Origin of the sequence: Pseudomonas sp. Pse79 (assembly GCF_024519615.1) — a bacterium.
GTDB lineage: Bacteria > Pseudomonadota > Gammaproteobacteria > Pseudomonadales > Pseudomonadaceae > Aquipseudomonas > Aquipseudomonas veronii.
On sequence record NZ_JALJRR010000007.1, the window covers coordinates 186,323 to 206,548 of the forward strand.

The 20,226-nt window shown below is 61.2% G+C and carries 22 protein-coding genes; 15 read left to right on the top strand and 7 right to left on the bottom strand.

The window, feature by feature from the left end; all coding sequences use genetic code 11:
* The first annotated feature begins 95 nt into the window (after positions 1–95).
* Positions 96–992, top strand: coding sequence for a LysR family transcriptional regulator (locus NR164_RS11710; RefSeq protein WP_256822774.1), 897 nt, complete (start codon positions 96–98; stop codon positions 990–992).
* An 8-nt stretch (positions 993–1,000) separates the two neighbouring features.
* Here the strand turns inward: NR164_RS11710 and NR164_RS11715 are convergent, their stop codons facing one another.
* Positions 1,001–1,327, bottom strand: a complete 327-nt coding sequence (locus NR164_RS11715; RefSeq protein ID WP_010565821.1) for a YqjD family protein — start codon at positions 1,325–1,327, stop codon at positions 1,001–1,003.
* Between the two features lie 156 nt (positions 1,328–1,483).
* Here NR164_RS11715 and NR164_RS11720 point away from each other — a divergent pair, with 156 nt between their 5' ends.
* Both NR164_RS11720 and NR164_RS11725 read left to right on the top strand, forming a co-directional pair.
* Positions 1,484–1,699 (top strand): dodecin, encoded by a 216-nt coding sequence (locus NR164_RS11720; RefSeq protein ID WP_017848986.1) that lies wholly within the window; start codon positions 1,484–1,486, stop codon positions 1,697–1,699.
* Between the two features lie 115 nt (positions 1,700–1,814).
* Positions 1,815–2,039, top strand: a complete 225-nt coding sequence (locus tag NR164_RS11725) for a DUF1161 domain-containing protein (RefSeq protein ID WP_017848987.1) — start codon at positions 1,815–1,817, stop codon at positions 2,037–2,039.
* A gap of 61 nt (positions 2,040–2,100) precedes the next feature.
* Here the strand turns inward: NR164_RS11725 and NR164_RS11730 are convergent, their stop codons facing one another.
* Positions 2,101–3,102, bottom strand: coding sequence for an LLM class flavin-dependent oxidoreductase (locus NR164_RS11730; RefSeq protein ID WP_017848988.1), 1,002 nt, complete (start codon positions 3,100–3,102; stop codon positions 2,101–2,103).
* A 216-nt stretch (positions 3,103–3,318) separates the two neighbouring features.
* Between NR164_RS11730 and NR164_RS11735 the strand changes: the two genes are divergently transcribed.
* Both NR164_RS11735 and NR164_RS11740 read left to right on the top strand, forming a co-directional pair.
* The gene (locus tag NR164_RS11735; RefSeq protein ID WP_017848989.1) at positions 3,319–3,750 is read left to right on the top strand and encodes an OsmC family protein; all 432 of its coding nucleotides are present in this window, start codon (positions 3,319–3,321) and stop codon (positions 3,748–3,750) included.
* A gap of 142 nt (positions 3,751–3,892) precedes the next feature.
* Complete coding sequence (locus NR164_RS11740; RefSeq protein WP_017848990.1) at positions 3,893–4,132, top strand: DUF1161 domain-containing protein; 240 nt, start codon at positions 3,893–3,895, stop codon at positions 4,130–4,132.
* Here NR164_RS11740 and NR164_RS11745 read toward each other — a convergent pair whose 3' ends face one another.
* Positions 4,133–4,555 (bottom strand): hypothetical protein, encoded by a 423-nt coding sequence (locus NR164_RS11745; RefSeq protein WP_017848991.1) that lies wholly within the window; start codon positions 4,553–4,555, stop codon positions 4,133–4,135.
* Between the two features lie 110 nt (positions 4,556–4,665).
* On the opposite strand from NR164_RS11745, the gene NR164_RS11750 reads away from it, so the two are divergent.
* The gene (locus NR164_RS11750; protein WP_026140282.1) at positions 4,666–5,709 is read left to right on the top strand and encodes an aminopeptidase; all 1,044 of its coding nucleotides are present in this window, start codon (positions 4,666–4,668) and stop codon (positions 5,707–5,709) included.
* Between the two features lie 86 nt (positions 5,710–5,795).
* Here NR164_RS11750 and NR164_RS11755 read toward each other — a convergent pair whose 3' ends face one another.
* Together NR164_RS11755 and NR164_RS11760 are read right to left on the bottom strand one after the other, a co-directional pair.
* Positions 5,796–6,455, bottom strand: a complete 660-nt coding sequence (locus tag NR164_RS11755) for an HAD family hydrolase (RefSeq protein WP_079442550.1) — start codon at positions 6,453–6,455, stop codon at positions 5,796–5,798.
* Entirely contained in the window at positions 6,452–6,994 is a 543-nt protein-coding gene (locus NR164_RS11760) for a gamma carbonic anhydrase family protein (RefSeq protein WP_057004938.1), read from the bottom strand. The genes NR164_RS11755 and NR164_RS11760 overlap by 4 nt, the downstream gene beginning before the upstream one ends.
* A 54-nt stretch (positions 6,995–7,048) precedes the next feature.
* Between NR164_RS11760 and prlC the strand changes: the two genes are divergently transcribed.
* Positions 7,049–9,148: an oligopeptidase A gene (gene prlC / locus NR164_RS11765; protein ID WP_169881584.1), complete on the top strand. Its 2,100-nt coding sequence runs from the start codon at positions 7,049–7,051 to the stop codon at positions 9,146–9,148.
* On the top strand, positions 9,145–9,417 hold the full coding sequence (locus NR164_RS11770; protein ID WP_046381548.1) for a YheV family putative zinc ribbon protein: 273 nt from the start codon (positions 9,145–9,147) through the stop codon (positions 9,415–9,417). The genes prlC and NR164_RS11770 overlap by 4 nt, the downstream gene beginning before the upstream one ends.
* A gap of 7 nt (positions 9,418–9,424) precedes the next feature.
* On the opposite strand, the gene NR164_RS11775 is transcribed toward NR164_RS11770, so the two are convergent.
* Entirely contained in the window at positions 9,425–10,111 is a 687-nt protein-coding gene (locus tag NR164_RS11775; RefSeq protein ID WP_017848997.1) for a tyrosine-protein phosphatase, read from the bottom strand.
* Between the two features lie 281 nt (positions 10,112–10,392).
* On the opposite strand from NR164_RS11775, the gene NR164_RS11780 reads away from it, so the two are divergent.
* The 6 genes from NR164_RS11780 (at position 10,393) to NR164_RS11805 (ending at position 17,976) form a co-directional block, all read left to right on the top strand.
* A complete protein-coding gene (locus NR164_RS11780; RefSeq protein WP_046381546.1) occupies positions 10,393–11,145 on the top strand; it encodes a gluconate 2-dehydrogenase subunit 3 family protein in 753 nt (250 codons plus the stop codon).
* 2 nt (positions 11,146–11,147) lie between these two features.
* On the top strand, positions 11,148–12,932 hold the full coding sequence (locus NR164_RS11785) for a GMC family oxidoreductase (RefSeq protein WP_026140283.1): 1,785 nt from the start codon (positions 11,148–11,150) through the stop codon (positions 12,930–12,932).
* A 12-nt stretch (positions 12,933–12,944) separates the two neighbouring features.
* Positions 12,945–14,255, top strand: a complete 1,311-nt coding sequence (locus tag NR164_RS11790) for a cytochrome c (RefSeq protein ID WP_017849000.1) — start codon at positions 12,945–12,947, stop codon at positions 14,253–14,255.
* A 70-nt stretch (positions 14,256–14,325) separates the two neighbouring features.
* On the top strand, positions 14,326–15,384 hold the full coding sequence (locus tag NR164_RS11795; protein ID WP_046381544.1) for a PA0069 family radical SAM protein: 1,059 nt from the start codon (positions 14,326–14,328) through the stop codon (positions 15,382–15,384).
* Positions 15,385–15,611: 227 nt separating this feature from the next.
* Positions 15,612–16,343, top strand: coding sequence for a carbonic anhydrase (locus tag NR164_RS11800; protein ID WP_017849002.1), 732 nt, complete (start codon positions 15,612–15,614; stop codon positions 16,341–16,343).
* A gap of 85 nt (positions 16,344–16,428) precedes the next feature.
* Positions 16,429–17,976: a SulP family inorganic anion transporter gene (locus NR164_RS11805; RefSeq protein ID WP_017849003.1), complete on the top strand. Its 1,548-nt coding sequence runs from the start codon at positions 16,429–16,431 to the stop codon at positions 17,974–17,976.
* Between the two features lie 69 nt (positions 17,977–18,045).
* Here NR164_RS11805 and NR164_RS11810 read toward each other — a convergent pair whose 3' ends face one another.
* Positions 18,046–18,693, bottom strand: a complete 648-nt coding sequence (locus tag NR164_RS11810; RefSeq protein WP_057004942.1) for a hypothetical protein — start codon at positions 18,691–18,693, stop codon at positions 18,046–18,048.
* Between the two features lie 368 nt (positions 18,694–19,061).
* On the opposite strand from NR164_RS11810, the gene coxB reads away from it, so the two are divergent.
* A complete protein-coding gene (coxB, locus tag NR164_RS11815; protein ID WP_057004943.1) occupies positions 19,062–20,189 on the top strand; it encodes a cytochrome c oxidase subunit II in 1,128 nt (375 codons plus the stop codon).
* The last annotated feature ends 37 nt before the right edge of the window (positions 20,190–20,226 follow it).

Sequence of the window (20,226 nt, forward strand, 5' to 3'; positions counted from 1 at the left end):
AGAATTCGGGTGGGAAGCAATGACGCTCACTCTACCCCTGACGCTCAGGGCTGAAAACCGATAAGATCGCTACAACATGTCAGGAAAACTCACAGATGAGCCGAGACCTCCCGCCCCTTAACCCCCTACGCGCCTTCGAAGCCACGGCCCGCCTCAACAGTGTGAGCCAGGCGGCTGAGCAGTTGCACGTCACCCATGGCGCCGTGAGCCGCCAGCTTAAAGTGTTGGAGGAACATTTGGGGGTCAGCCTGTTCGTCAAGGAAGGGCGCGGCCTCAAACTCACAGATGCCGGCGTGCGTCTGCGCGATGCGAGTGCCGAGGCGTTCGAGCGGTTAAGGGAGGTGTGCGCGCAAATTACCCAAAGCAGCGCCGATGCACCGTTCGTCCTCGGCTGTTCGGGCAGTTTGCTGGCGCGCTGGTTCATTCCGCGCCTGGGCCGCTTGAATGCCGACCTGCCCGATCTGCGCTTGCACCTGTCGGCGGGTGAAGGTGATCTGGACCCGCGCCGCCCCGGCCTGGATGCCCTGCTGTTGTTCGCCGAACCGCCGTGGCCGGCGGATATGCAGGTGTACGAGCTGGCCAGCGAACGCATCGGCCCGGTCATGAGCCCGCGTTTCGCCGGTTACGAACGCCTGCGCGACGCCCCGGCCACGGCGCTGTGCGGCGAAGCGCTGTTGCACACCACGTCTCGCCCGCAGGCCTGGCCCAGCTGGGCGCAGCAACACGGGATCGAACCCGGTGCGTTAAAACTCGGCCAGGGGTTTGAGCATTTGTATTACTTGCTGGAAGCGGCGGTTGCGGGGCTGGGTGTGGCGATCGCGCCGGAGCCGCTGGTGGCGGAGGACGTGCGCGCCGGTCGCCTGGTGGCGCCGTGGGGTTTCACGCAAACCCCGGCGCACCTGGCGTTGTGGCTACCCAAGCGCGCCGCGGACGGGCGCGCTCGGCAATTGGCGCAATGGCTCAAGGCTGAGCTGTCGCGCCAGCCGGTATAGCCGGCAGATCAGTTACCGCGTTTGCACAAAAGGTAAGCCGCCAGCAGGCCCAGCGCGCCAACGGCAACGCCGGCGGTAGTCCATGGGTGTTCTTGTGCGTAGTCCCGGGTCGCCACGCCGGTTTCGCGGATTTTGACTTTGCTTTCTTCGTAGGCGTCGCTGATCAGGTGACGAGAATGCTTGAGCGCGTTCTCGGCATTGCTTTTCAGGGCCTTCAGAGTCTTGAGCGACTCATCGGATGCGTCGTCCTTGAGGCTCTCAAGAGACTTGAGCAGGCTCGAAATCTCGGCTTCCATGCTTTCCAGCGACGCTTTGCGTAAAGAGGTGTTGGCCATGTGGACTCTCCTGAAGTGATTAGGTGGCGTGTGTAGATACCGACTACGGCCGTTTCAGAAAGTGCAGTAAATCTGAACTTTCGAGTAGGAACGGTCGCCAGAAGCAGTATGAGCTTTGACTGCTAGGCTTTATTGACGACCCTCAGGAGAAACGCCATGTCTGATCATCACACTTACAAGAAAGTCGAATTGGTGGGTTCGTCCACCACCAGCATCGAAGAGGCGATCAACAACGCCCTGGCTGAAGCCAGCAAGAGCATCAAGCATTTGGAGTGGTTCGAGGTGACCGAAACCCGTGGCCATATCAAGGACGGCAAGGCTGCACACTTCCAGGTTACATTGAAGGTGGGGTTCCGAATTGCCAGTAGTTGATCGAAACCGTTGAACTTGCCGGCTGGCCGATTGCCATAACCTGCGCTACAACCAATGGGGGCCGATGCGACCAGCGTCGGCACGCTCGTTTCGATCAGCGCAAGGGAAGTGACGGATGAAGAAGTTCTTGTTAGCAGTAGGTTTGTTGAGCATGGCGGGCACCGTGCTGGCGGCGGGCAAGCCGTGTGAAGAGCTGAAAAGCGAAATTGCCGCGAAAATCGACGCCAAGGGTGCTTCGGGTTATTCGCTGGAAGTGGTGGCTAAAGGCGCTGCGGCTGACGGCAAGGTGGTTGGCACCTGCGAAGGCGGCACCAAGGAAATCGTCTACAAGCGCGGTTAATCGCGCGTTGCAGACATAAAAAACCGACGCGCGCGCGTCGGTTTTTTTTCGCCTGCCAGATTTAGCCCTTCATCAACTGCGCGAGCAGTTCGTAGGAATGAATCCGGTCGGCGTGTTCGTACAGGTCGCAGGTAAAGATCAGCTCGTCGGCGCCGGTCTGTTCGACCAGTACTTCCAGTTTGGCGCGGATCTTCGCCGGACTGCCGACCATCGCCAGGCCGAGGAAGCTGCCTACCGCGTCTTTTTCATGGGGTAGCCACAGGCCGTCCATGCTTTCCACCGGCGGACGCTGCACCAGGCTCTGCCCGCGCATCAGCGCCAGGATGCGTTGGTAGACGGAAGTGGCCAGGTAATCGGCCTGTTCGTCGGTATCCGCCGCGACCAACGGAAGGCCGAGCATTACGTAAGGCTTGTCCAGAACGGCCGAAGGCTTGAAGTGATTGCGGTACACGCGAATCGCCTCATGCATCAAGCGCGGTGCGAAATGCGAGGCAAAGGCGTAGGGCAAGCCGCGTTCCCCCGCCAACTGCGCGCTGAACAGGCTGGACCCGAGCAGCCACACCGGGACGTTGGTGCCGGTGCCGGGAACCGCGATCACCCGCTGGTCGGGCGTGCGCGGGCCGAGGTAGGCCATCAATTCGGCCACGTCTTCGGGGAAGTCGTCGGCGCTGCCGGAGCGCTCACGGCGCAGGGCGCGGGCGGTCATCTGGTCGGAACCGGGCGCACGGCCCAGGCCCAGGTCGATCCGGCCGGGGTACAGGCTTTCCAGGGTGCCGAATTGTTCGGCGATCACCAGCGGTGCATGGTTGGGCAGCATCACGCCGCCGGAGCCGACGCGGATGGTCGAAGTGCCGCCGGCCAGGTAACCGAGCAATACCGAGGTGGCCGAGCTGGCGATGCCGTCCATATTGTGGTGTTCCGCCACCCAGAAGCGGTTGTAGCCAAACTTTTCCACATGCTGGGCCAGGTCCAGGGAATTGCGCAACGACTGCGCGGCGCTGCCGTTGGCCCGCACGGGCACCAGGTCGAGGGTCGAGAACTTCACGTCGGACAGCGATTTCATAAGCCTGCTTCTCCAATAAGGGCGCAGGTTTCTTAGACGAACCAAAACCTGCCGCTTCATGTGCATGTTCTATGCAATGAGGGCATATACCCGAGATTCAATAGGTCGTGCGAAATTTCCTACTTTGTTGCTAGGTTTCTCTTACAAGTGAACTTTGCCAAAGCATCTATCCTCAGAACCCTTACTGACGCAAAACCATCGTTTGAGGAGACTGCTATGAGTATCGTTAAAAAAGCATCCGCGCATTGGGAAGGTGATCTGAAGACAGGCCTGGGTTCCATCTCCACGGAAACCGGCGTGCTGCGCGAAGCGCCCTACGGCTTCAAGGCCCGTTTCGAGGGCGGCAAGGGCACCAACCCTGAAGAGTTGATCGGTGCGGCCCACGCTGGCTGTTTCTCCATGGCGTTTTCCATGATTCTCGGCGACGCCGGGCTCAAGGCTGACAGCATCGACACCCAGGCCGAAGTGACCCTGGACCAGGTCGACGGTGGTTTTGCGATCACCGCTGTACACCTGATCCTCAACGCCAAGATTCCCGGCGCGAGCCAGGCGCAGTTCGATGAGCTGAGCAAAAAGGCCAAGGAAGGGTGCCCAGTGTCCAAGGTGCTGAACGCGAAAATCAGCCTGGACGCCACCCTCGTCGACTGACACAGCCTTAGGTGAGAGGGGGCTTGCTCCCTCCCACATTCAGTTGTGCGTTAAATCAGAACTCGTGTTTCCCCGATGTGGTCCTATAGCCTATGCAGCCATAGGCGCACATTCGTGCGCGTGCATTCAGGGAGCTTCACACATGAAACGTTTTGTCTTGGCGATCATCTGCGGTGTATTGGCCACATCGGCTGTGGCCGCGCCCAAAGACTGCGAAGAACTCAGGAAAGAGATCGAAGTGAAGATCCAGGCCAAGGCGATTCCGTCCTACACCCTGGAAATCGTCAGCAAGGAAGAAGCCGACAAGCACGATGTCGCCATGGTCGTAGGCACGTGTGAGAACGGTACCAAGGCAATCATCTACCAGAAGAACAATGACTGATCAGATGCAGTTCACGCTGCGCTCCTGCGCCAATAACTGACGCGCGGCGTTGTACAGCCGGATATTCGGTGTGTAGGACAACGAGCGCCCCTCCAGGCGATAACGCTGGCCTGCCTCGAAGTGGTCGTACTGCAAGGTCATGAAGCAGGTCCGGTCCTGGGTCTGTGACAACCCGCCAAAGCTGCCGCCGGTCGGCACTTCGAAATCAAACCGCACCATCAACTCGTGACTGCCCGGCGGGACCTGGAAGAAGCGCCCGTCGTTGAGGTTTTTCCCATCCAGACGTTGGGCCATCACCAGCTTGGCCCCGGGTGTCGGGGTGGCGAAATCGACCCAGGCCTGTTGCGCGTCCATCGGCGGGATGGGTGGTAAAGCACAGGCGCTGAGCAACAGGGCGGCGATGGGAAGCACTAGCTGGCGCATGGCGGGCACTCAACACAAGGAGAGCCTTGAGTATAAACGCGCTACGCCATGGAAAAACGCCGGGCAGTCACGATAGGCTGGCGAGCCAATTACCCAGGAGCAGTCGCGGCATGATCAGGCGTTTTCTTCCAGGGTTGTGGTGGGTGCTGCTCAGCGGTTGTTCCAGCGTCGATTACTACGGCCAATTGGCCAGCGGCCAGTGGCAGTTGCTGCAGGCTCGGGAGCCGGTGGCCAAGGTGATTGCCGACCCGGCGCGGCCGCAACAGTTACGTGAGCACTTGGTGCAATCGCAAAAGGCGCGCACGTTCGCCAGCGAGCAGTTGCACCTGCCTGACAATCAGAGTTACCGGTTGTACGCCGATATTGGCCGGCCTTATGTGGTCTGGAATGTTTTTGCCACGCAGGAGTTTTCCTTGTCGGCGCAAAATCACTGCTTTCCCATCGCTGGTTGTGTCGCCTATCGCGGTTATTACAGCCAGGGCGCGGCGCGGGGTGAGGCGGCGTTGCTCAAGCAACAAGGCATGGACGTGTCGATTGGCGGCGTCGAGGCCTATTCCACCTTGGGTTGGTTCAATGACCCGATCATGAGTTCGATGCTGGGCTGGGGCGATGAGCGCCTGGCCACGTTGATTTTTCACGAACTGGCGCACCAACGCTTTTACGTGAAGGACGACACCGAGTTCAACGAATCCTTTGCCACCTTCGTCGAGCAGGAAGGCACGCGCCAATGGCGCGCCGCCCGGGGCCTGGCGCCGATCGGCAGCGCGGCGCTGCAGCAGCGTGACCAATTTACCCAGTTGGTCCTCGATACTCGCAAACGTCTGGAAACACTCTACGCCCAGCCGTTGGCGGCCGATGCGATGCGGCGGGCCAAGGCGGCTGAATTCGAGCGTTTGCGCAGCGACTACCGGCGGGTGCGGGACAGTCAGTGGGGCGGCGACAAGCGTTATGACGCCTGGATGAACCTGCCGATGAACAATGCGCGGCTTTTACCGTTCGGGCTGTATGACCAGTGGGTGCCGGCGTTTGCGGCGTTGTTCCGGCAGGAAGGTGGGGATTGGCTGAAGTTCTATGCGGCAGTGGAGCGGATGGGCCAACTGCCGGTGGCGCAGCGTAAGGCGGCGTTGAGGCAGTTGGAAGGTGTTGGCCGGTAGGGCCTCATCGGGAGCAAGCCCCCTCCCACATTTGGCCTGCGTACACGGATCAAAATGTGGGAGGGAGCTTGCTCCCGATAGCGCCCTCAAGGCCGCTGCAAAAACGCCTGATGCATCTGCGCCAGCGTCTCGAAATGCCAGGTCGGCGCTTCGGCACTCAGCTCTTCGAAACTGCCGAACCCATACCCGACCGCCGCCGAATCCAGCCCATTGCTGCGCGCCCCGATCAAGTCATGCTTGCGGTCGCCGATCATCAAGGTGGTGGCCGGGTCCAGGCGTTCTTCGCGCATCAAGTGGGCGATCAGCTCGACCTTGTTGGTGCGCGTGCCGTCCAGTTCGCTGCCGTAGATCACCTTGAAGTGCTTGGCAAAATCGAAATGACGGGCGATCTCGCGGGCAAATTCCCACGGCTTGGAGGTGGCCACGTACAGCTGGCGCCCCTGGCTGTTGAGGGCTTCGAGCAGCGGCATCACCCCGTCGAACACGCGGTTTTCATACAAACCGGTGACTTTGAAGCGTTCACGGTAGAAATTCACCGCTTCCCAGGCCTTGGCTTCGTCGAAGTCGTAGAACTGCATGAAGGCTTGCAGCAACGGGGGGCCGATGAAATGTTCCAGTTGGGTGATGTCCGGCTCATCGATACCGAGTTTGCCCAGCGCGTACTGGATCGAACGGGTAATGCCCTCGCGCGGGTCGGTCAGGGTGCCGTCCAGATCGAACAGTACGGTTTGATGGTGCAGGGTCATTGATCGAATCCCTCGGCCAGGTGCAGGTCCTTGAGCTTCACGTAGTTCGCTGCGCTGTAGGTGAAAAACGCGCGTTCCTTGTCAGTCAGTTCGCGGATCTGTTTAACCGGGCTGCCGACGTACAAGAAGCCGCTTTCAAGTCTCTTGCCCGGCGGCACCAGGCTGCCGGCGCCGATGATCACGTCGTCTTCGACCACGGCGCCGTCCATCACGATGCTGCCCATGCCGATCAGGATGCGATTGCCGACGGTGCAGCCGTGCAGCATGACTTTGTGGGCGATGGTCACGTCGTCGCCGATCAGCAGCGCAAAACCATCGGGATTGAACGGCCCGGCGTGGGTAATGTGCAGCACGCAGCCGTCCTGCACGCTGGTGCGCGCGCCGATGCGGATGCGGTGCATGTCGCCGCGGATCACCGTCAGCGGCCAAACCGAGCTGTCGTCGCCGATTTCGACATCGCCGATCACCACCGCCGAAATATCGACAAAAGCCCCGGCGCCCAGGCTTGGCGTGTGGTTCTGATAGGTGCGAAGGGTCACGATAGCCTCTCTCTCTTCTGCTGATAGCTGCGGTGGACGTTGATTGTAATTAAGATGGCCCCATCTTTGTTCTTACATGTTTCTTCAGCCAAGGTGCCAACCGTGAGCGCGAACAACCCTCTTCTGCAGCCCTACGACCTGCCGCCGTTCTCGGCGATCCGTGCCGAGCACGTTCAGCCGGCCATCGAACAGATCCTCGCCGACAACCGGCTTGCCATCGAAGGCATCCTGCAAAGCCAGGGGAAAAATCCGACGTGGGCCGGCCTGGTCCTCGCCATGGATGAGCTGAATGATCGCCTGGGTGCCGCCTGGAGCCCGGTCAGCCACCTCAATGCCGTGTGCAACAGCGCCGAACTGCGCGAAGCCTACGAGGCATGCCTGCCGGCGTTGAGCGCTTATTCCACCGAGATGGGCCAGAACCGCGAACTGTTCCAGGCCTTCGAAGCCCTGGCCAGCAGCCCGGAAGCCGGCGGTTTCGACGTGGCGCAAAAAACCATCCTGGAACACTCGCTGCGCGATTTCCGCCTGTCGGGTATCGACCTGCCGCCCGAACAGCAAAAACGCTACGCCGAAGTGCAAAGCAAGCTTTCCGAACTGGGCAGCAAGTTCTCCAACCAGTTGCTGGACGCGACCCAGGCCTGGACCAAACACGTCACCGATGAAGCCACCCTCGCCGGCCTGACCGACTCGGCCAAGGCGCAAATGGCCGCCGCGGCCCAGGCCAAAGGCCTCGACGGTTGGCTGATCACCCTGGAATTCCCCAGCTACTACGCGGTGATGACCTACGCCCAGGACCGCGCCCTGCGCGAAGAAATCTACGCAGCCTATTGCACCCGAGCCTCGGACCAAGGCCCGAATGCCGGTCAGAACGATAACGGGCCGGTCATGGAACAGATCCTCGACCTGCGTCAGGAACTCGCCCAACTGCTGGGCTATGCGTCCTTCTCGGAATTGAGCCTGGCCACGAAAATGGCCGACTCCAGCGACCAGGTGTTGAGCTTCCTGCGCGACCTGGCCAAGCGCAGCAAGCCGTTTGCCGCCCAGGACCTGCAGCAGCTCAAAGCCTACGCCGCCGAACAAGGCTGCGCCGACCTGCAAAGCTGGGACAGCGGTTTCTACGGTGAAAAACTGCGTGAGCAGCGCTACAGCGTGTCCCAGGAAGCCTTGCGCGCCTACTTCCCGATCGACAAGGTGCTTGGCGGCCTGTTCGCCATCGTGCAACGTCTGTATGGCATCGAGATCGCCGAGCAGAAGGGCTTCGACACCTGGCACCCAGACGTGCGCCTGTTCGAAATCAAGGAAAACGGCCAGCACGTCGGCCGCTTCTTCTTCGACCTGTACGCCCGCGCCAACAAGCGTGGCGGCGCCTGGATGGACGGCGCTCGCGACCGTCGCCGCACCATCGACGGCGTGCTGCAAAGCCCGGTGGCCAACCTGGTGTGCAACTTCACCCCGGCCGACAGCGGCAAGCCTGCCCTGCTGACCCACGACGAAGTGACGACGCTGTTCCACGAATTCGGCCACGGCCTGCATCACCTGCTGACTCGTGTCGAGCATGCCGGCGTGTCCGGCATCAACGGCGTGGCCTGGGATGCGGTGGAATTGCCGAGCCAGTTCATGGAGAACTGGTGCTGGGAGCCGGAAGGCCTGGCGCTGATCTCCGGCCATTACGAAACCGGCGAGCCGCTGCCCCAGGACCTGCTGGAAAAAATGCTCGCGGCGAAGAACTTCCAGTCCGGCCTGATGATGGTGCGCCAGTTGGAGTTCTCGCTGTTCGACTTTGAATTGCATGCCACCCATGGCGATGGCCGCAGTGTGGCGCAGGTACTCGAAAGCGTGCGCGACGAGGTGTCGGTGATGCGTCCGCCGGCCTATAACCGCTTCCCCAACAGCTTCGCGCATATCTTCGCCGGTGGTTACGCCGCGGGTTACTACAGCTACAAGTGGGCTGAAGTGCTGTCGGCCGATGCGTTCTCCAAGTTCGAAGAAGACGGCGTGCTCAACGCCGAAACCGGACGTGCTTTCCGCGAGGCGATCCTGGCCCGTGGCGGTTCCCAGGCGCCGATGGTGTTGTTTGTCGATTTCCGCGGGCGTGCGCCGTCGATTGACGCACTCTTGCGCCACAGCGGCCTGAGTGAGGACGCAGCAGCATGAGTGACGTACCAGTGATTACCAAAAAGCAATTCATCGCCGGGGCTGTCTGCCCGGCGTGCAGCGAGCCGGACAAGTTGAAGATGTGGACCGAGGACAGCGTGCCGCATCGCGAATGCGTGGCCTGCGGCTATACCGACACCTTGAATGATCAAGGTTTGTCAGTGCCCAAGGAATTGGGCACGCGGGTCAACACCTCGGCGCTCAAAGCGCCGGACCCGACGGTGCAGTCGGTGCAGTTTTTTCCTAATCCCAAGCTGAAGAAAGACTGAGACCCTGTCAGGGGGTTGTCAGCGTCAGCGTGCTTTTCAGAGGTTCGACATGGCTGTTGCCGGCTGTGTTGAACCAGCTTTTCACCGAGCACAGGGCAAACGCGCTGGTGCTGCAATCGCCATTGGCCAAGGCTGTGCGCAACTTGTCGATATCGGCCTTCATCATGTAGCGAACGCCGTCCTTGAAGCCCTTGCTGCTGCCGAAGCCGCCCAAGGTCATTTCGTTCAACGCCTCTTCCTTGCTCCAGCCCTGAACCACCACGCGATACATCGCCGCCATCAGGCCGGTGCGGTCTGAGCCATGCTTGCAGTGCATCAGCACTGCACCGTTGGCTTCGGAGTCGCGGATCGCCCTCAGTGCGGCCAGCACGTCAGCGTCATCGACATGATTTGTACGATAAATCAGCTGAATCTGTCGGATATCAGAATTTTTTAGCCAGCTGTCGTCGGACTCCGGCAGAAAGTTGATCACCGTGCCGACCTTGAGTTTTTCCAGCAGAGGCACGGCATTGCTGTCCGGCAGCGCGCTGCGGTAGAGGGTGGGCGTCATCTGGTGCAGGTTGTATTGATTGCCGACCGGCTGCGCCCATTCGGGGGAACGCAGGGATGTGCTGTCGTCCGCCCAGGTGTGAGCGCTGGTGAACAGTGCCAGGAACGCAAGGCCGAGGGCCGGTAGCCATTGATGATTGAACATGGGCGACGTAACCGATAGGGGGTTGGCGGGTGATGCCAAGAGTCGGCCAGGCGCGGTCAATGGGGTGTGAGGGGCGCGTCAAAGAATTGTGAATCACCGTCGATGGTGCAGTTTTGACGCTGAATCGATTCTCTTTATACTTAGCCTGCTATCATTTGTAACTATTGATTGCCGCTACGTTCTATCTGCTTGGATCGGTGGGGTCCACCTTGCTGCTGCCAAACCACAAGCTGCTCCTAGAAGCGGCTGATAAACCCGTGACCACATGATGAGGTACACCCATGTCTGATCAAGATCAAGACAACCCCCGGCGTGACTTTTTGCGCAAATCCTTGACCTTGATCCCGGTGGTCACGGTTGCCAGCACCGGCCTTGGCGGTTCGATGCTGATGGCCGCGCCCGCACCGGCCCAAGCCAGCCCCGCTCCGCCGCCGGTCAGCGACAAGGCGTATGAGCCGAGCTATTTCAGCGCCGAAGAATGGGCATTCATCAACGCCGCCGTGGCGCGCCTGATCCCCGCCGATGCCCAAGGCCCTGGCGCCCTGGAGGCCGGTGCGGCGGAATACATCGACCGCCAGATGAACACGCCCTACGCCAGTGGCGCGCTGTGGTTCATGCAAGGTCCGTTCAACGCCGACGCCGCGCCGGAAATGGGCTGGCAGAGCAAGTTGGTACCCAAGGTCATCTATCGCCTGGGCATTGCCGCGACGGATGCCTGGTCGAAAGCGTTCAACGGCAAGGCTTTTGCTGCGCAAGACAGCGCTACCCAGGATGACATGCTGCGCCGCCTGGAGGCTGGCGGTAGTGAGGTGAGTGCCCATTTCGACGCGGTGCCGCCGAAGATGTTCTTCAATTTGCTGCTGCAAAACACCAAGGAAGGCTTCTTCTGCGATCCGATCCACGGCGGCAATAAAGGCCTGGTCGGCTGGACCATGATCGGCTTCCCCGGCGCCCGCGCCGACTTCATGGATTGGGTGGAGCGCAACGAGCAATACCCCTTCCCGGCGGTTTCCATTCGCGGCGAGAGGGCATAAACGTGGCGACCATCATGAAAAAAGTGGATGCGGTGATCGTCGGCTTCGGCTGGACTGGCGCGATCATGGCCAAGGAACTGACGGAAGCGGGCCTCAACGTGGTAGCGCTAGAGCGCGGCCCGATGCAGGACACTTACCCGGACGGCAACTATCCCCAGGTCATCGACGAATTGACCTACAGCGTGCGTAAAAAACTCTTCCAGGACATCTCCAAGGAGACGGTAACGATTCGCCATAGCGTGAATGACGTCGCCCTGCCCAACCGTCAGCTCGGCGCCTTTTTGCCGGGCAACGGCGTCGGCGGTGCGGGGCTGCACTGGTCGGGTGTGCATTTTCGCGTCGACCCTATCGAGTTGCGCATGCGCAGCCACTACGAAGAGCGCTACGGCAAACATTTCATTCCCAAGGACATGACTATCCAGGACTTCGGCGTCAGCTATGAAGAGCTGGAGCCGTTTTTCGACTACGCCGAAAAAGTCTTCGGCACCTCCGGCCAGGCCTGGACCGTCAACGGTCAGTTGGTCGGCGAAGGCCGTGGCGGCAACCCGTATGCGCCGGATCGTTCCAACCCGTTCCCGTTGGAGGCGCAGAAGAACACGGTGTCGGCGCAGCTGTTTCAGAAAGCAGCCACGGCAGTCGGTTACAAACCCTACAACCTGCCATCAGCCAATACCTCGGGGCCATACACCAACCCCTACGGCGCGCAGATGGGCCCGTGCAACTTCTGCGGTTTTTGCAGTGGCTACGTGTGCTACATGTACTCCAAGGCGTCGCCGAACGTGAACATCCTGCCAGCGTTGCGCCAGGTGCCGAACTTCGAGCTGCGGCCGAATTCCCACGTACTCAAGGTCAACCTCGACAGCACCAAGAGCAAGGCGACCGGCGTGACCTATATCGACGCCCAGGGGCGGGAATGCGAGCAGCCGGCCGATTTGGTGATTCTCGGCGCGTTCCAGTTCCATAACGTGCGCTTGATGCTGCTGTCGGGGATCGGCAAGCCCTACGACCCGATCAGCGGCGAAGGCGTGGTAGGCAAGAACTTCGCCTACCAGAACATGGCGACCATCAAGGCCTTCTTCGACAAGGACACCCACACCAACAACTTTATCGGTGCTGGCGGCAATGGTGTGGCCATCGATGACTTCAACGCCGACAACTTCGACCACGGGCCCCATGGCTTCGTCGGGGGCTCGCCGATGTGGGTCAACCAGGCCGGCAGTCGGCCGATCGCCGGCACCTCCAACCCACCCGGTACTCCGGCGTGGGGCAGCGCCTGGAAGCGTGCCACCGCTGATTACTACACCCATCAGGTGTCGATGGATGCCCACGGCGCGCATCAATCCTACCGCGGTAACTACCTCGATCTGGACCCGGTGTACCACGATGCCTACGGCCTGCCGCTGCTGCGCATGACCTTCGACTGGCAGGAAAACGACATCAAGATGAACCGCTTCATGGTCGAGAAAATGGGCAAGATCGCCGAAGCGATGAACCCCAAGGCCATTGCCGTGCTGGGCAAGAAGGTCGGTGAGCATTTCAATACCGCGTCCTATCAGACCACCCACCTCAACGGCGGCGCGATCATGGGTACCGACCCGAAAACCAGTGCGTTGAACCGCTACCTGCAGTGCTGGGATGTACACAACGTGTTTGTCCCCGGTGCGTCCGCTTTCCCACAAGGTCTAGGTTACAACCCTACCGGCCTGGTGGCGGCGTTGACCTACTGGTCGGCGCGAGCGATTCGCGAGCAGTACCTGAAAAATCCCGGCCCACTGGTTCAGGCATAAGGAACGATGACCATGAAAGCACGTGTTATCGCCTCCTTCGCGGCGTCCCTGGCGTTGCTCGGCAACTGCTCGGTGAGCGCCGCCGACACCGACCTGATCAAGCAAGGCGAATACCTGGCCCGCGCCGGCGACTGCGTCGCCTGCCACACTGCCAAGGGCGGCAAGCCGTTCGCCGGCGGCCTGCCGATGGAGACCCCCATCGGCGTGATCTATTCCACCAACATCACCCCGGACAAGACCGGCCTGGGCGCCTACAGCTTCGCGGACTTCGACAAGGCCGTGCGCCATGGCGTCGCCAAGAGTGGCAGTACGCTTTACCCAGCGATGCCCTATCCGTCTTACGCCCGCGTCAGTGAAAGCGACATGCAGGCGCTGTATGCGTACTTCATGAAGGGCGTGGAACCGGTCGCCCAGGAAAACCGGGCCAGTGACATTCCCTGGCCTTTGAGCATGCGTTGGCCGTTGGCGGCGTGGCGCTGGATGTTTGCCCCGCCCGTGGCGGATACCCCGGAAGTGGCGGGCGCCGATCCGGTGATCAGCCGTGGCGCTTACTTGGTCGAGGGCCTCGGCCACTGTGGCGCGTGCCATACGCCGCGGGCGCTGACCATGCAGGAAAAAGCCTTGAGTGCGGCCGACGGCAGCGCTTTTTTGTCCGGCAGTGCGCCGCTGGAAGGTTGGATCGCGAAAAGCCTGCGTGGCGACCACAAGGACGGCCTCGGCAGTTGGAGCGAAGAGCAACTGGTGCAATTCCTCAAGACCGGCCGCAGTGATCGCAGCGCGGTGTTCGGCGGCATGAGCGATGTGGTCGTCCACAGCATGCAGTACATGTCCCAGGACGACCTGACCGCGATCGCCCGCTACCTCAAGAGCCTGCCGGCGGTGGACCCTCAAAACCCGCCGCACCAGTACGACAAGCAGGTGGCCGAAGCGCTGTGGAAAGGCGATGACAGCCGGCCGGGCGCGTCGGTGTATATCGACAACTGCGCCGCCTGCCATCGCACCGACGGTCATGGCTACACGCGGGTGTTCCCGGCGCTGGCGGGCAACCCGGTGGTGCAGACGGCGGATGCCACGTCGCTGATCAACATCGTGTTGAACGGCGGCACTTTGCCGGCCACCCACACTGCGCCGTCCACCTTCACCATGCCGGCGTTTGCCTGGCGCCTGTCGGACCAGGAAGTGGCGGATGTCGTCAGCTTCGTGCGCGGTAGCTGGGGTAATAAAGGTGCTGCGGTGAAGGCCAGTGACGTGGCCGACCTGCGCAAGAACGACATGCACACGACGTCAGGCGACGACCTGGGGCAAGTCACGCAACCGCACTGACCGCCAAACGGCACTGGTCATCCAGCTTGCGCCCCTATACTGTATATAAAAACAGTATAGGGGCGTTTTCATGTCTGCACCTCTGCCGCCCCGTGGCCGGGGCACGGCGACCAACCTGCACAATCGTTTCGCGCCCACCGTCAGCGTGGCCGAGGACGACGGCTGGTACCAGGAGGTGCCGCCGACCCAGGGCACCGAAGTGCGTATCGAAACGGCCAAGACCATCATCACGCGCAACAACTCGCCGGACTTGCCGTTCGATCGCTCGATCAATCCTTATCGCGGGTGTGAGCATGGCTGCATCTACTGCTATGCGCGGCCCAGCCATGCCTATTGGGACCTGTCGCCGGGGCTGGATTTCGAAACCAAGCTGATCGCCAAGACCAACGCCGCCGACGTGCTCGAACAGCAGCTGTCCAAGCCCGGCTACGTGTGTGCGCCGATCAACCTGGGTTCCAACACCGATCCGTACCAGCCGATCGAGCGCGAGTACAAGATCACCCGGCAAACCCTCGAAGTGCTGCTGCGCTATCGGCACCCGGTGACCATCATCACCAAGGGCTCGCTGATCCTGCGCGATCTCGACCTGCTCACCGAACTGGCGCGCCAGCGGCTGGTGGCGGTGATGATCAGCCTCACCAGCCTCGACGACGAACTCAAGCGCATCCTGGAGCCGCGCACGGCGGCGCCCAAGGCGCGGTTGCGGGCGATCCGGGTGATGCGCGAGGCCGGTATCCCGGTGGGGGTGCTGTGTTCGCCGATGATCCCGATGATCAACGACAGCGAGCTGGAGAGCCTGCTCACCGAAGCCCATGCAGCCGGTGCACAAAGTGCCGCGTATATGATGCTGCGCCTGCCGCTGGAGGTGGCGCCGCTGTTCGAGGAGTGGCTGGCGGCGCATTACCCGCAGCGCGCCGCCCATGTGATGAGCCTGGTACGCCAGGTGCGGGGCGGGGGCGTGTATGACAGTCGCTTCGGCGTGCGTATGCGCGGAGAGGGGCCGTTTGCCGATCTGCTGGCGCAGCGCTTCAGCAAGGCAATCAGCCGCCTTGGGCTCGACCGTCGGGAAGGCTTCAATCTGGATTGCACGGCGTTCTGCCCACCGGGCAGGCAGATGGCGTTGTTGTAGACTATTGGGCAAACACGCACCGTGATCGTAGAGGTGGTCGCGTTTTGACATCACTGAAACCCGCGATCTAGAGCGGTTGATTCAGTTTGAGTTAAGTTTCGACGGCTACTTTGTTCAGCGAGTGACTGACGAGTTGGCACCCGGCTTTGCGGCGTTCTAAAACTATTCCATCGGCCCGGCGTCGAATTGACCTGAACCCTCCCCTGCATTAATCAAGAGGATGAATCATGAGTGACAAGGATAAACAGCCGTTGGCTGCGTCGGCTTCAGCCGCTCAAGTGGCGGAGTCCGCCGATGCAGCGCTAAAGCACATCGTTGACGGCTTTTTGCATTTCCATCACGACGTCTTCCCTCAGCAAGAAGAACTCTTCAAGAAACTCGCCACGGCCCAGAACCCTCGGGCGATGTTCATCACCTGCGCCGACTCGCGCATCGTGCCCGAGCTGATTACCCAGAGCTCGCCCGGCGACCTGTTCGTGACCCGTAACGTCGGCAACGTGGTGCCACCTTACGGGCAGATGAACGGCGGCGTTTCCACGGCCATCGAATACGCGGTCCTTGCCCTGGGCGTGCAGCACATCATCGTGTGCGGGCACTCCGACTGCGGCGCGATGCGCGCGGTGCTCAACCCCGCGAGCCTGGAGAAGATGCCGACGGTCAAGGCCTGGCTGCGGCACGCCGAAGTCGCCAAGACCATGGTTCACGACAACTGCGACTGCGCCAATGAAGGCGAGAGCATGAAGATGCTGACCGAAGAAAACGTCATCGCCCAGTTGCAGCATTTGCGCACCCACCCGTCCGTGGCCTCGCGCATGGCCAATGGTCATTTGTTTATCCATGGCTGGATCTACAACATCGAGACCAGTGAAATCCGCGCCTACGATGCGGAAAAGGCGGCGTTTCGACCGCTGAACGGCACCGAACCAATCCCCTCCGCGACGCCTAAAGCGCGCTTCTAACACACTTCCCTGCCGGGTAGAGCGGTGGCTGCCATGGATGCAGCCAGGCTTTGCCGCGCCCGGCGAATGCCTCGGGAGAGTCATCATGCGTGCTGCTCAATTAAAAGCTGTGTTGCCTCGGGAGCTGCTGGCCTCCGTGGTAGTGTTTCTGGTCGCCCTGCCCTTGTGCATGGGGATCGCGATCGCTTCCGGCATGCCGCCGGCCAAGGGCCTGATCACCGGGATCATCGGGGGCCTGGTGGTGGGCTGGATGGCGGGGTCGCCGTTGCAAGTCAGCGGGCCGGCGGCGGGGTTGGCGGTGTTGGTGTTCGAACTGGTGCGCCAGCACGGCATGCCGATGCTCGGGCCGATCCTGCTGCTGGCCGGCTTGCTGCAACTGCTGGCCGGGCGTTTGCGCCTGGGCTGCTGGTTTCGTGTCACGGCGCCGGCGGTGGTCTACGGCATGTTGGCGGGGATCGGCGTGCTGATTGTGCTGTCGCAGGTCCATGTGATGCTCGACGGTGCGCCCCAGCCATCAGGGCTGGACAACCTGGCGGGCTTCCCGGCCGCGTTGGCAGCGGCGGTGCCTACCCTGGGCGGCGGCCTTGGCTGGCAGGCCGGTTTGCTGGGGCTGTCGACCATGTTGGTGATGTACCTGTGGGATAAGTTCCGCCCGCAACCGCTGCGGTTTGTGCCGGGTGCCTTGTTGGGTGTGGGCCTGGCAACGCTGGCCAGCTTGGTACTGGCGTTGCAGGTCAAGCGCGTGGAGGTGCCGGAAAACCTCGCCGACGCCATCGATTGGCTGCGTCCCAGCGACTTGCTGAACCTGGCCGATCCCCAATTGTTGATCGCCGCGTTCGCCGTGGCGTTTATCGCCAGTGCCGAAACCCTGCTTTCGGCCGCCGCAGTCGACCGCATGCACAGTGGCCAGCGTTCTGACTTTGATAAGGAATTGTCCGCGCAAGGCGTGGGCAACATGCTCTGCGGCCTGGTCGGCGCCTTGCCGATGACGGGTGTGATCGTGCGTAGCTCGGCCAACGTGCAGGCCGGCGCCACCACGCGCTTGTCGGCGATGTTCCATGGCGTGTGGCTGCTGGGGTTCGTGCTGTTGCTGTCGAGCGTGCTGCAAAGCATTCCGGTGGCGAGCCTGGCGGGCGTTCTGGTGTACACCGGGATCAAGCTGGTGGACGTCAAGGCGTTCCGCGCGTTGGGCCGCTACGGGCGGATGCCGATGTTTACCTACGCGGCCACGGCGCTGGCGATCGTCTTTACCGACCTGCTGACCGGCGTGCTGGTGGGTTTCGGGCTGACGTTGCTGAAACTGGCGTTCAAGGCTTCGCGCCTGAAAATCAGCCTGATCGATTTGCCCGGCCACGGTGAAATGGAATTGCGTTTGAGCGGCGCGGCGACTTTTCTGAAAGTGCCGGCATTAACCCGTGTGCTGTCGACGGTGCCGGCGGGAAACACCCTGCATGTACCGCTGAACAACCTCAGTTACATCGACCATTCTTGCCTGGAGTTGCTGGAGGAGTGGGGCCGGGCCAATGCGGCCAAGGGCGCGAAGCTGGTGATCGAGGCGCGGGGGTTGAAGCGTCGCTTGGAAGGTCGGGTGCGGACCACGACGGGGATCGGTTCGGCGCCGTTTACCAACTGACGGAACCGGATCAAAAATGCGGGAGGGGGCTTGCCCTCTCCCGCATGTGTTTAGCGTCAGGTCGAAGACTCAGGCCTGCTGATCCAGTTCCAACTCAATGCCCAACTTGCGCGACAGGCACGGCCAGCGCTTCCACGCTGCTTCCGTTGCCAGGCTTTTGAGCTGCTCGCGGTAGGCCTCGACCGATTCCAGCGCAAAGCTGTCTTCGCTGAGCATTTCATCTACCGCATGGTGTACGGCTTCGTCCAACTGGTTGGCAAAGGTTTCACCGATCAGTTGATGGGCAATCAGATTGGCCACGGTGGTGTCCGCTGGAATCAACGGTTGGCCGAAATGCTTGATATACAGGTCATTGACCTCTTCGACCAGGCGATGGGCCAGGTAGGCCTCGTCCAGCAGGCCGTCGAGACCGATATGGCCCGCCAGAATCGCTGGCGGTTGCAGGAAAAACTGCTCGGCAATCTTCAGTACCGGCTTGACCTGGCTTTCGATACCGGCCTCGCGGGCTACGTCGTTGGCGGCGTCCAGCAGGTCTGGGACGAGGTCGACGTAGGCAGTGACAAAGCGTGTCATGACGAGGTTACGATCACCCTCCGCCAGGGTAATGGCCGAATGCAGGTGCGGTAATTGTTTCTCGAGTTGCTGGGCCAGTTGGCCGGTGCTGGCTTCGTGTTGATGGGCAAGGGAAATCTGCTCGCGCAATGCGGCGGTGTTCATGAAAGCTCCAGTGAAGCAGGCGTAGGAAAAGGGAAAGGACAAGGTAGTTCGTTTATACAAGCGTCTAAGACGCATTTGTCATAATTATTTCATGGTTATGCGCCGCTGTTATATCGAATTGCCATCGTTCGTCGGATAAACGATTCCGCCCCCCGGTCTTATGGGCCCCGTCCGTCTGTTTCAGCTCATTTGCCCCTGCACATTGCGGGGTGGCAGGTGCTGTCTATACTCGGTTTTGTACGCGATTAGCTGATGACGCCAGACTGCATAAGCAGGTGAGGCTAAGCGGTTGTAAGCAGTATGGAAGCCGCTCCCTTCGACGCAGGTGCACACCGGCGGGATAACAAGAACGATAAGGGGAACCCGCAATGACGCGACATCCACATGTTTGGATGGGCCTCCTGTTGTGGTCAGTATTCGGTCAGGCGCATGCCGCCTGGACAACGAATATGGCGCCAGGGGCGACAGAAGTCAGTCACGCCGTGTTCGACCTGCACATGACCATTTTCTGGATCTGTGTAGTGATCGGCATTGTCGTATTTGGCGCGATGTTCTGGTCGATGATCCTTCACCGCCGGTCTACGGGCCAGGTGGCCGCCAAGTTCCACGAAAGCACCACCGTGGAAATCCTCTGGACCGTAGTGCCCTTGCTGATCCTGGTGGCGATGGCCATTCCGGCGACCAAGACTCTGATCAACATCTACGACAGCACGGAATCGGACATCGATATCCAGATCACCGGCTATCAGTGGAAGTGGCATTACAAATACCTCGGCCAGGATGTGGAGTTCTTCAGCAACCTGGCTACTCCCGCCGAGCAGATCCACAACAAGGCCACCAAAGGCGAACATTACCTGCTGGAAGTCGACCAGCCGCTGGTGCTGCCGGTGGGCGCCAAGGTGCGTTTTCTGGTGACCGCCGCGGACGTGATCCACTCCTGGTGGGTGCCGGCCTTTGCGGTCAAGCGCGATGCCATCCCCGGTTTCATCAACGAGGCCTGGACCCGTATCGAGAAGCCCGGCATCTACCGGGGCCAGTGCGCCGAGCTGTGCGGCAAGGACCACGGCTTCATGCCCATCGTGGTCGAGGTCAAGTCCAAGGCCGACTACGACACCTGGCTCGGCGAGCGCAAGGCCGAGGCCGCTCAGCTCAAGGAGCTGACCTCCAAGGAGTGGACGCTGGACGAACTGGTCGCCCGTGGCGACAAGGTCTACCACACCACCTGTGTGGCCTGTCACCAGGCCGAAGGCCAGGGCCTGCCGCCGATGTTCCCGGCACTCAAAGGCTCGCCGATCGCCACCGGAAGCAAGGAAGACCACCTGCACCGCGTCTACTTCGGCAAGCCCGGCACCGCCATGGCCGCCTTCGGCAAGCAACTCTCGGAAGTGGATATCGCCGCGGTGGTGACCTACGAGCGCAACGCCTGGGGCAACAACAAAGGCGACATGGTCACGCCCAAAGACGTGCTGGCTCTGAAACAGGCGGAAAGCAAATGACTCACTTCATTGCGAATGCGCTGAACCGCCCCGCCCA

Coding starts and splice junctions, on each gene's coding strand:
- NR164_RS11710 (WP_256822774.1), top strand. CDS start 96: ATGAGCCGAGACCTCCCGCCCCTTAACCCCCTACGCGCCTTCGAAGCC.
- NR164_RS11715 (WP_010565821.1), bottom strand. CDS start 1,327: ATGGCCAACACCTCTTTACGCAAAGCGTCGCTGGAAAGCATGGAAGCC.
- NR164_RS11720 (WP_017848986.1), top strand. CDS start 1,484: ATGTCTGATCATCACACTTACAAGAAAGTCGAATTGGTGGGTTCGTCC.
- NR164_RS11725 (WP_017848987.1), top strand. CDS start 1,815: ATGAAGAAGTTCTTGTTAGCAGTAGGTTTGTTGAGCATGGCGGGCACC.
- NR164_RS11730 (WP_017848988.1), bottom strand. CDS start 3,102: ATGAAATCGCTGTCCGACGTGAAGTTCTCGACCCTCGACCTGGTGCCC.
- NR164_RS11735 (WP_017848989.1), top strand. CDS start 3,319: ATGAGTATCGTTAAAAAAGCATCCGCGCATTGGGAAGGTGATCTGAAG.
- NR164_RS11740 (WP_017848990.1), top strand. CDS start 3,893: ATGAAACGTTTTGTCTTGGCGATCATCTGCGGTGTATTGGCCACATCG.
- NR164_RS11745 (WP_017848991.1), bottom strand. CDS start 4,555: ATGCGCCAGCTAGTGCTTCCCATCGCCGCCCTGTTGCTCAGCGCCTGT.
- NR164_RS11750 (WP_026140282.1), top strand. CDS start 4,666: ATGATCAGGCGTTTTCTTCCAGGGTTGTGGTGGGTGCTGCTCAGCGGT.
- NR164_RS11755 (WP_079442550.1), bottom strand. CDS start 6,455: ATGACCCTGCACCATCAAACCGTACTGTTCGATCTGGACGGCACCCTG.
- prlC (WP_169881584.1), top strand. CDS start 7,049: ATGGCCCCATCTTTGTTCTTACATGTTTCTTCAGCCAAGGTGCCAACC.
- NR164_RS11770 (WP_046381548.1), top strand. CDS start 9,145: ATGAGTGACGTACCAGTGATTACCAAAAAGCAATTCATCGCCGGGGCT.
- NR164_RS11775 (WP_017848997.1), bottom strand. CDS start 10,111: ATGTTCAATCATCAATGGCTACCGGCCCTCGGCCTTGCGTTCCTGGCA.
- NR164_RS11780 (WP_046381546.1), top strand. CDS start 10,393: ATGTCTGATCAAGATCAAGACAACCCCCGGCGTGACTTTTTGCGCAAA.
- NR164_RS11790 (WP_017849000.1), top strand. CDS start 12,945: ATGAAAGCACGTGTTATCGCCTCCTTCGCGGCGTCCCTGGCGTTGCTC.
- NR164_RS11795 (WP_046381544.1), top strand. CDS start 14,326: ATGTCTGCACCTCTGCCGCCCCGTGGCCGGGGCACGGCGACCAACCTG.
- NR164_RS11800 (WP_017849002.1), top strand. CDS start 15,612: ATGAGTGACAAGGATAAACAGCCGTTGGCTGCGTCGGCTTCAGCCGCT.
- NR164_RS11805 (WP_017849003.1), top strand. CDS start 16,429: ATGCGTGCTGCTCAATTAAAAGCTGTGTTGCCTCGGGAGCTGCTGGCC.
- NR164_RS11810 (WP_057004942.1), bottom strand. CDS start 18,693: ATGAACACCGCCGCATTGCGCGAGCAGATTTCCCTTGCCCATCAACAC.
- coxB (WP_057004943.1), top strand. CDS start 19,062: ATGACGCGACATCCACATGTTTGGATGGGCCTCCTGTTGTGGTCAGTA.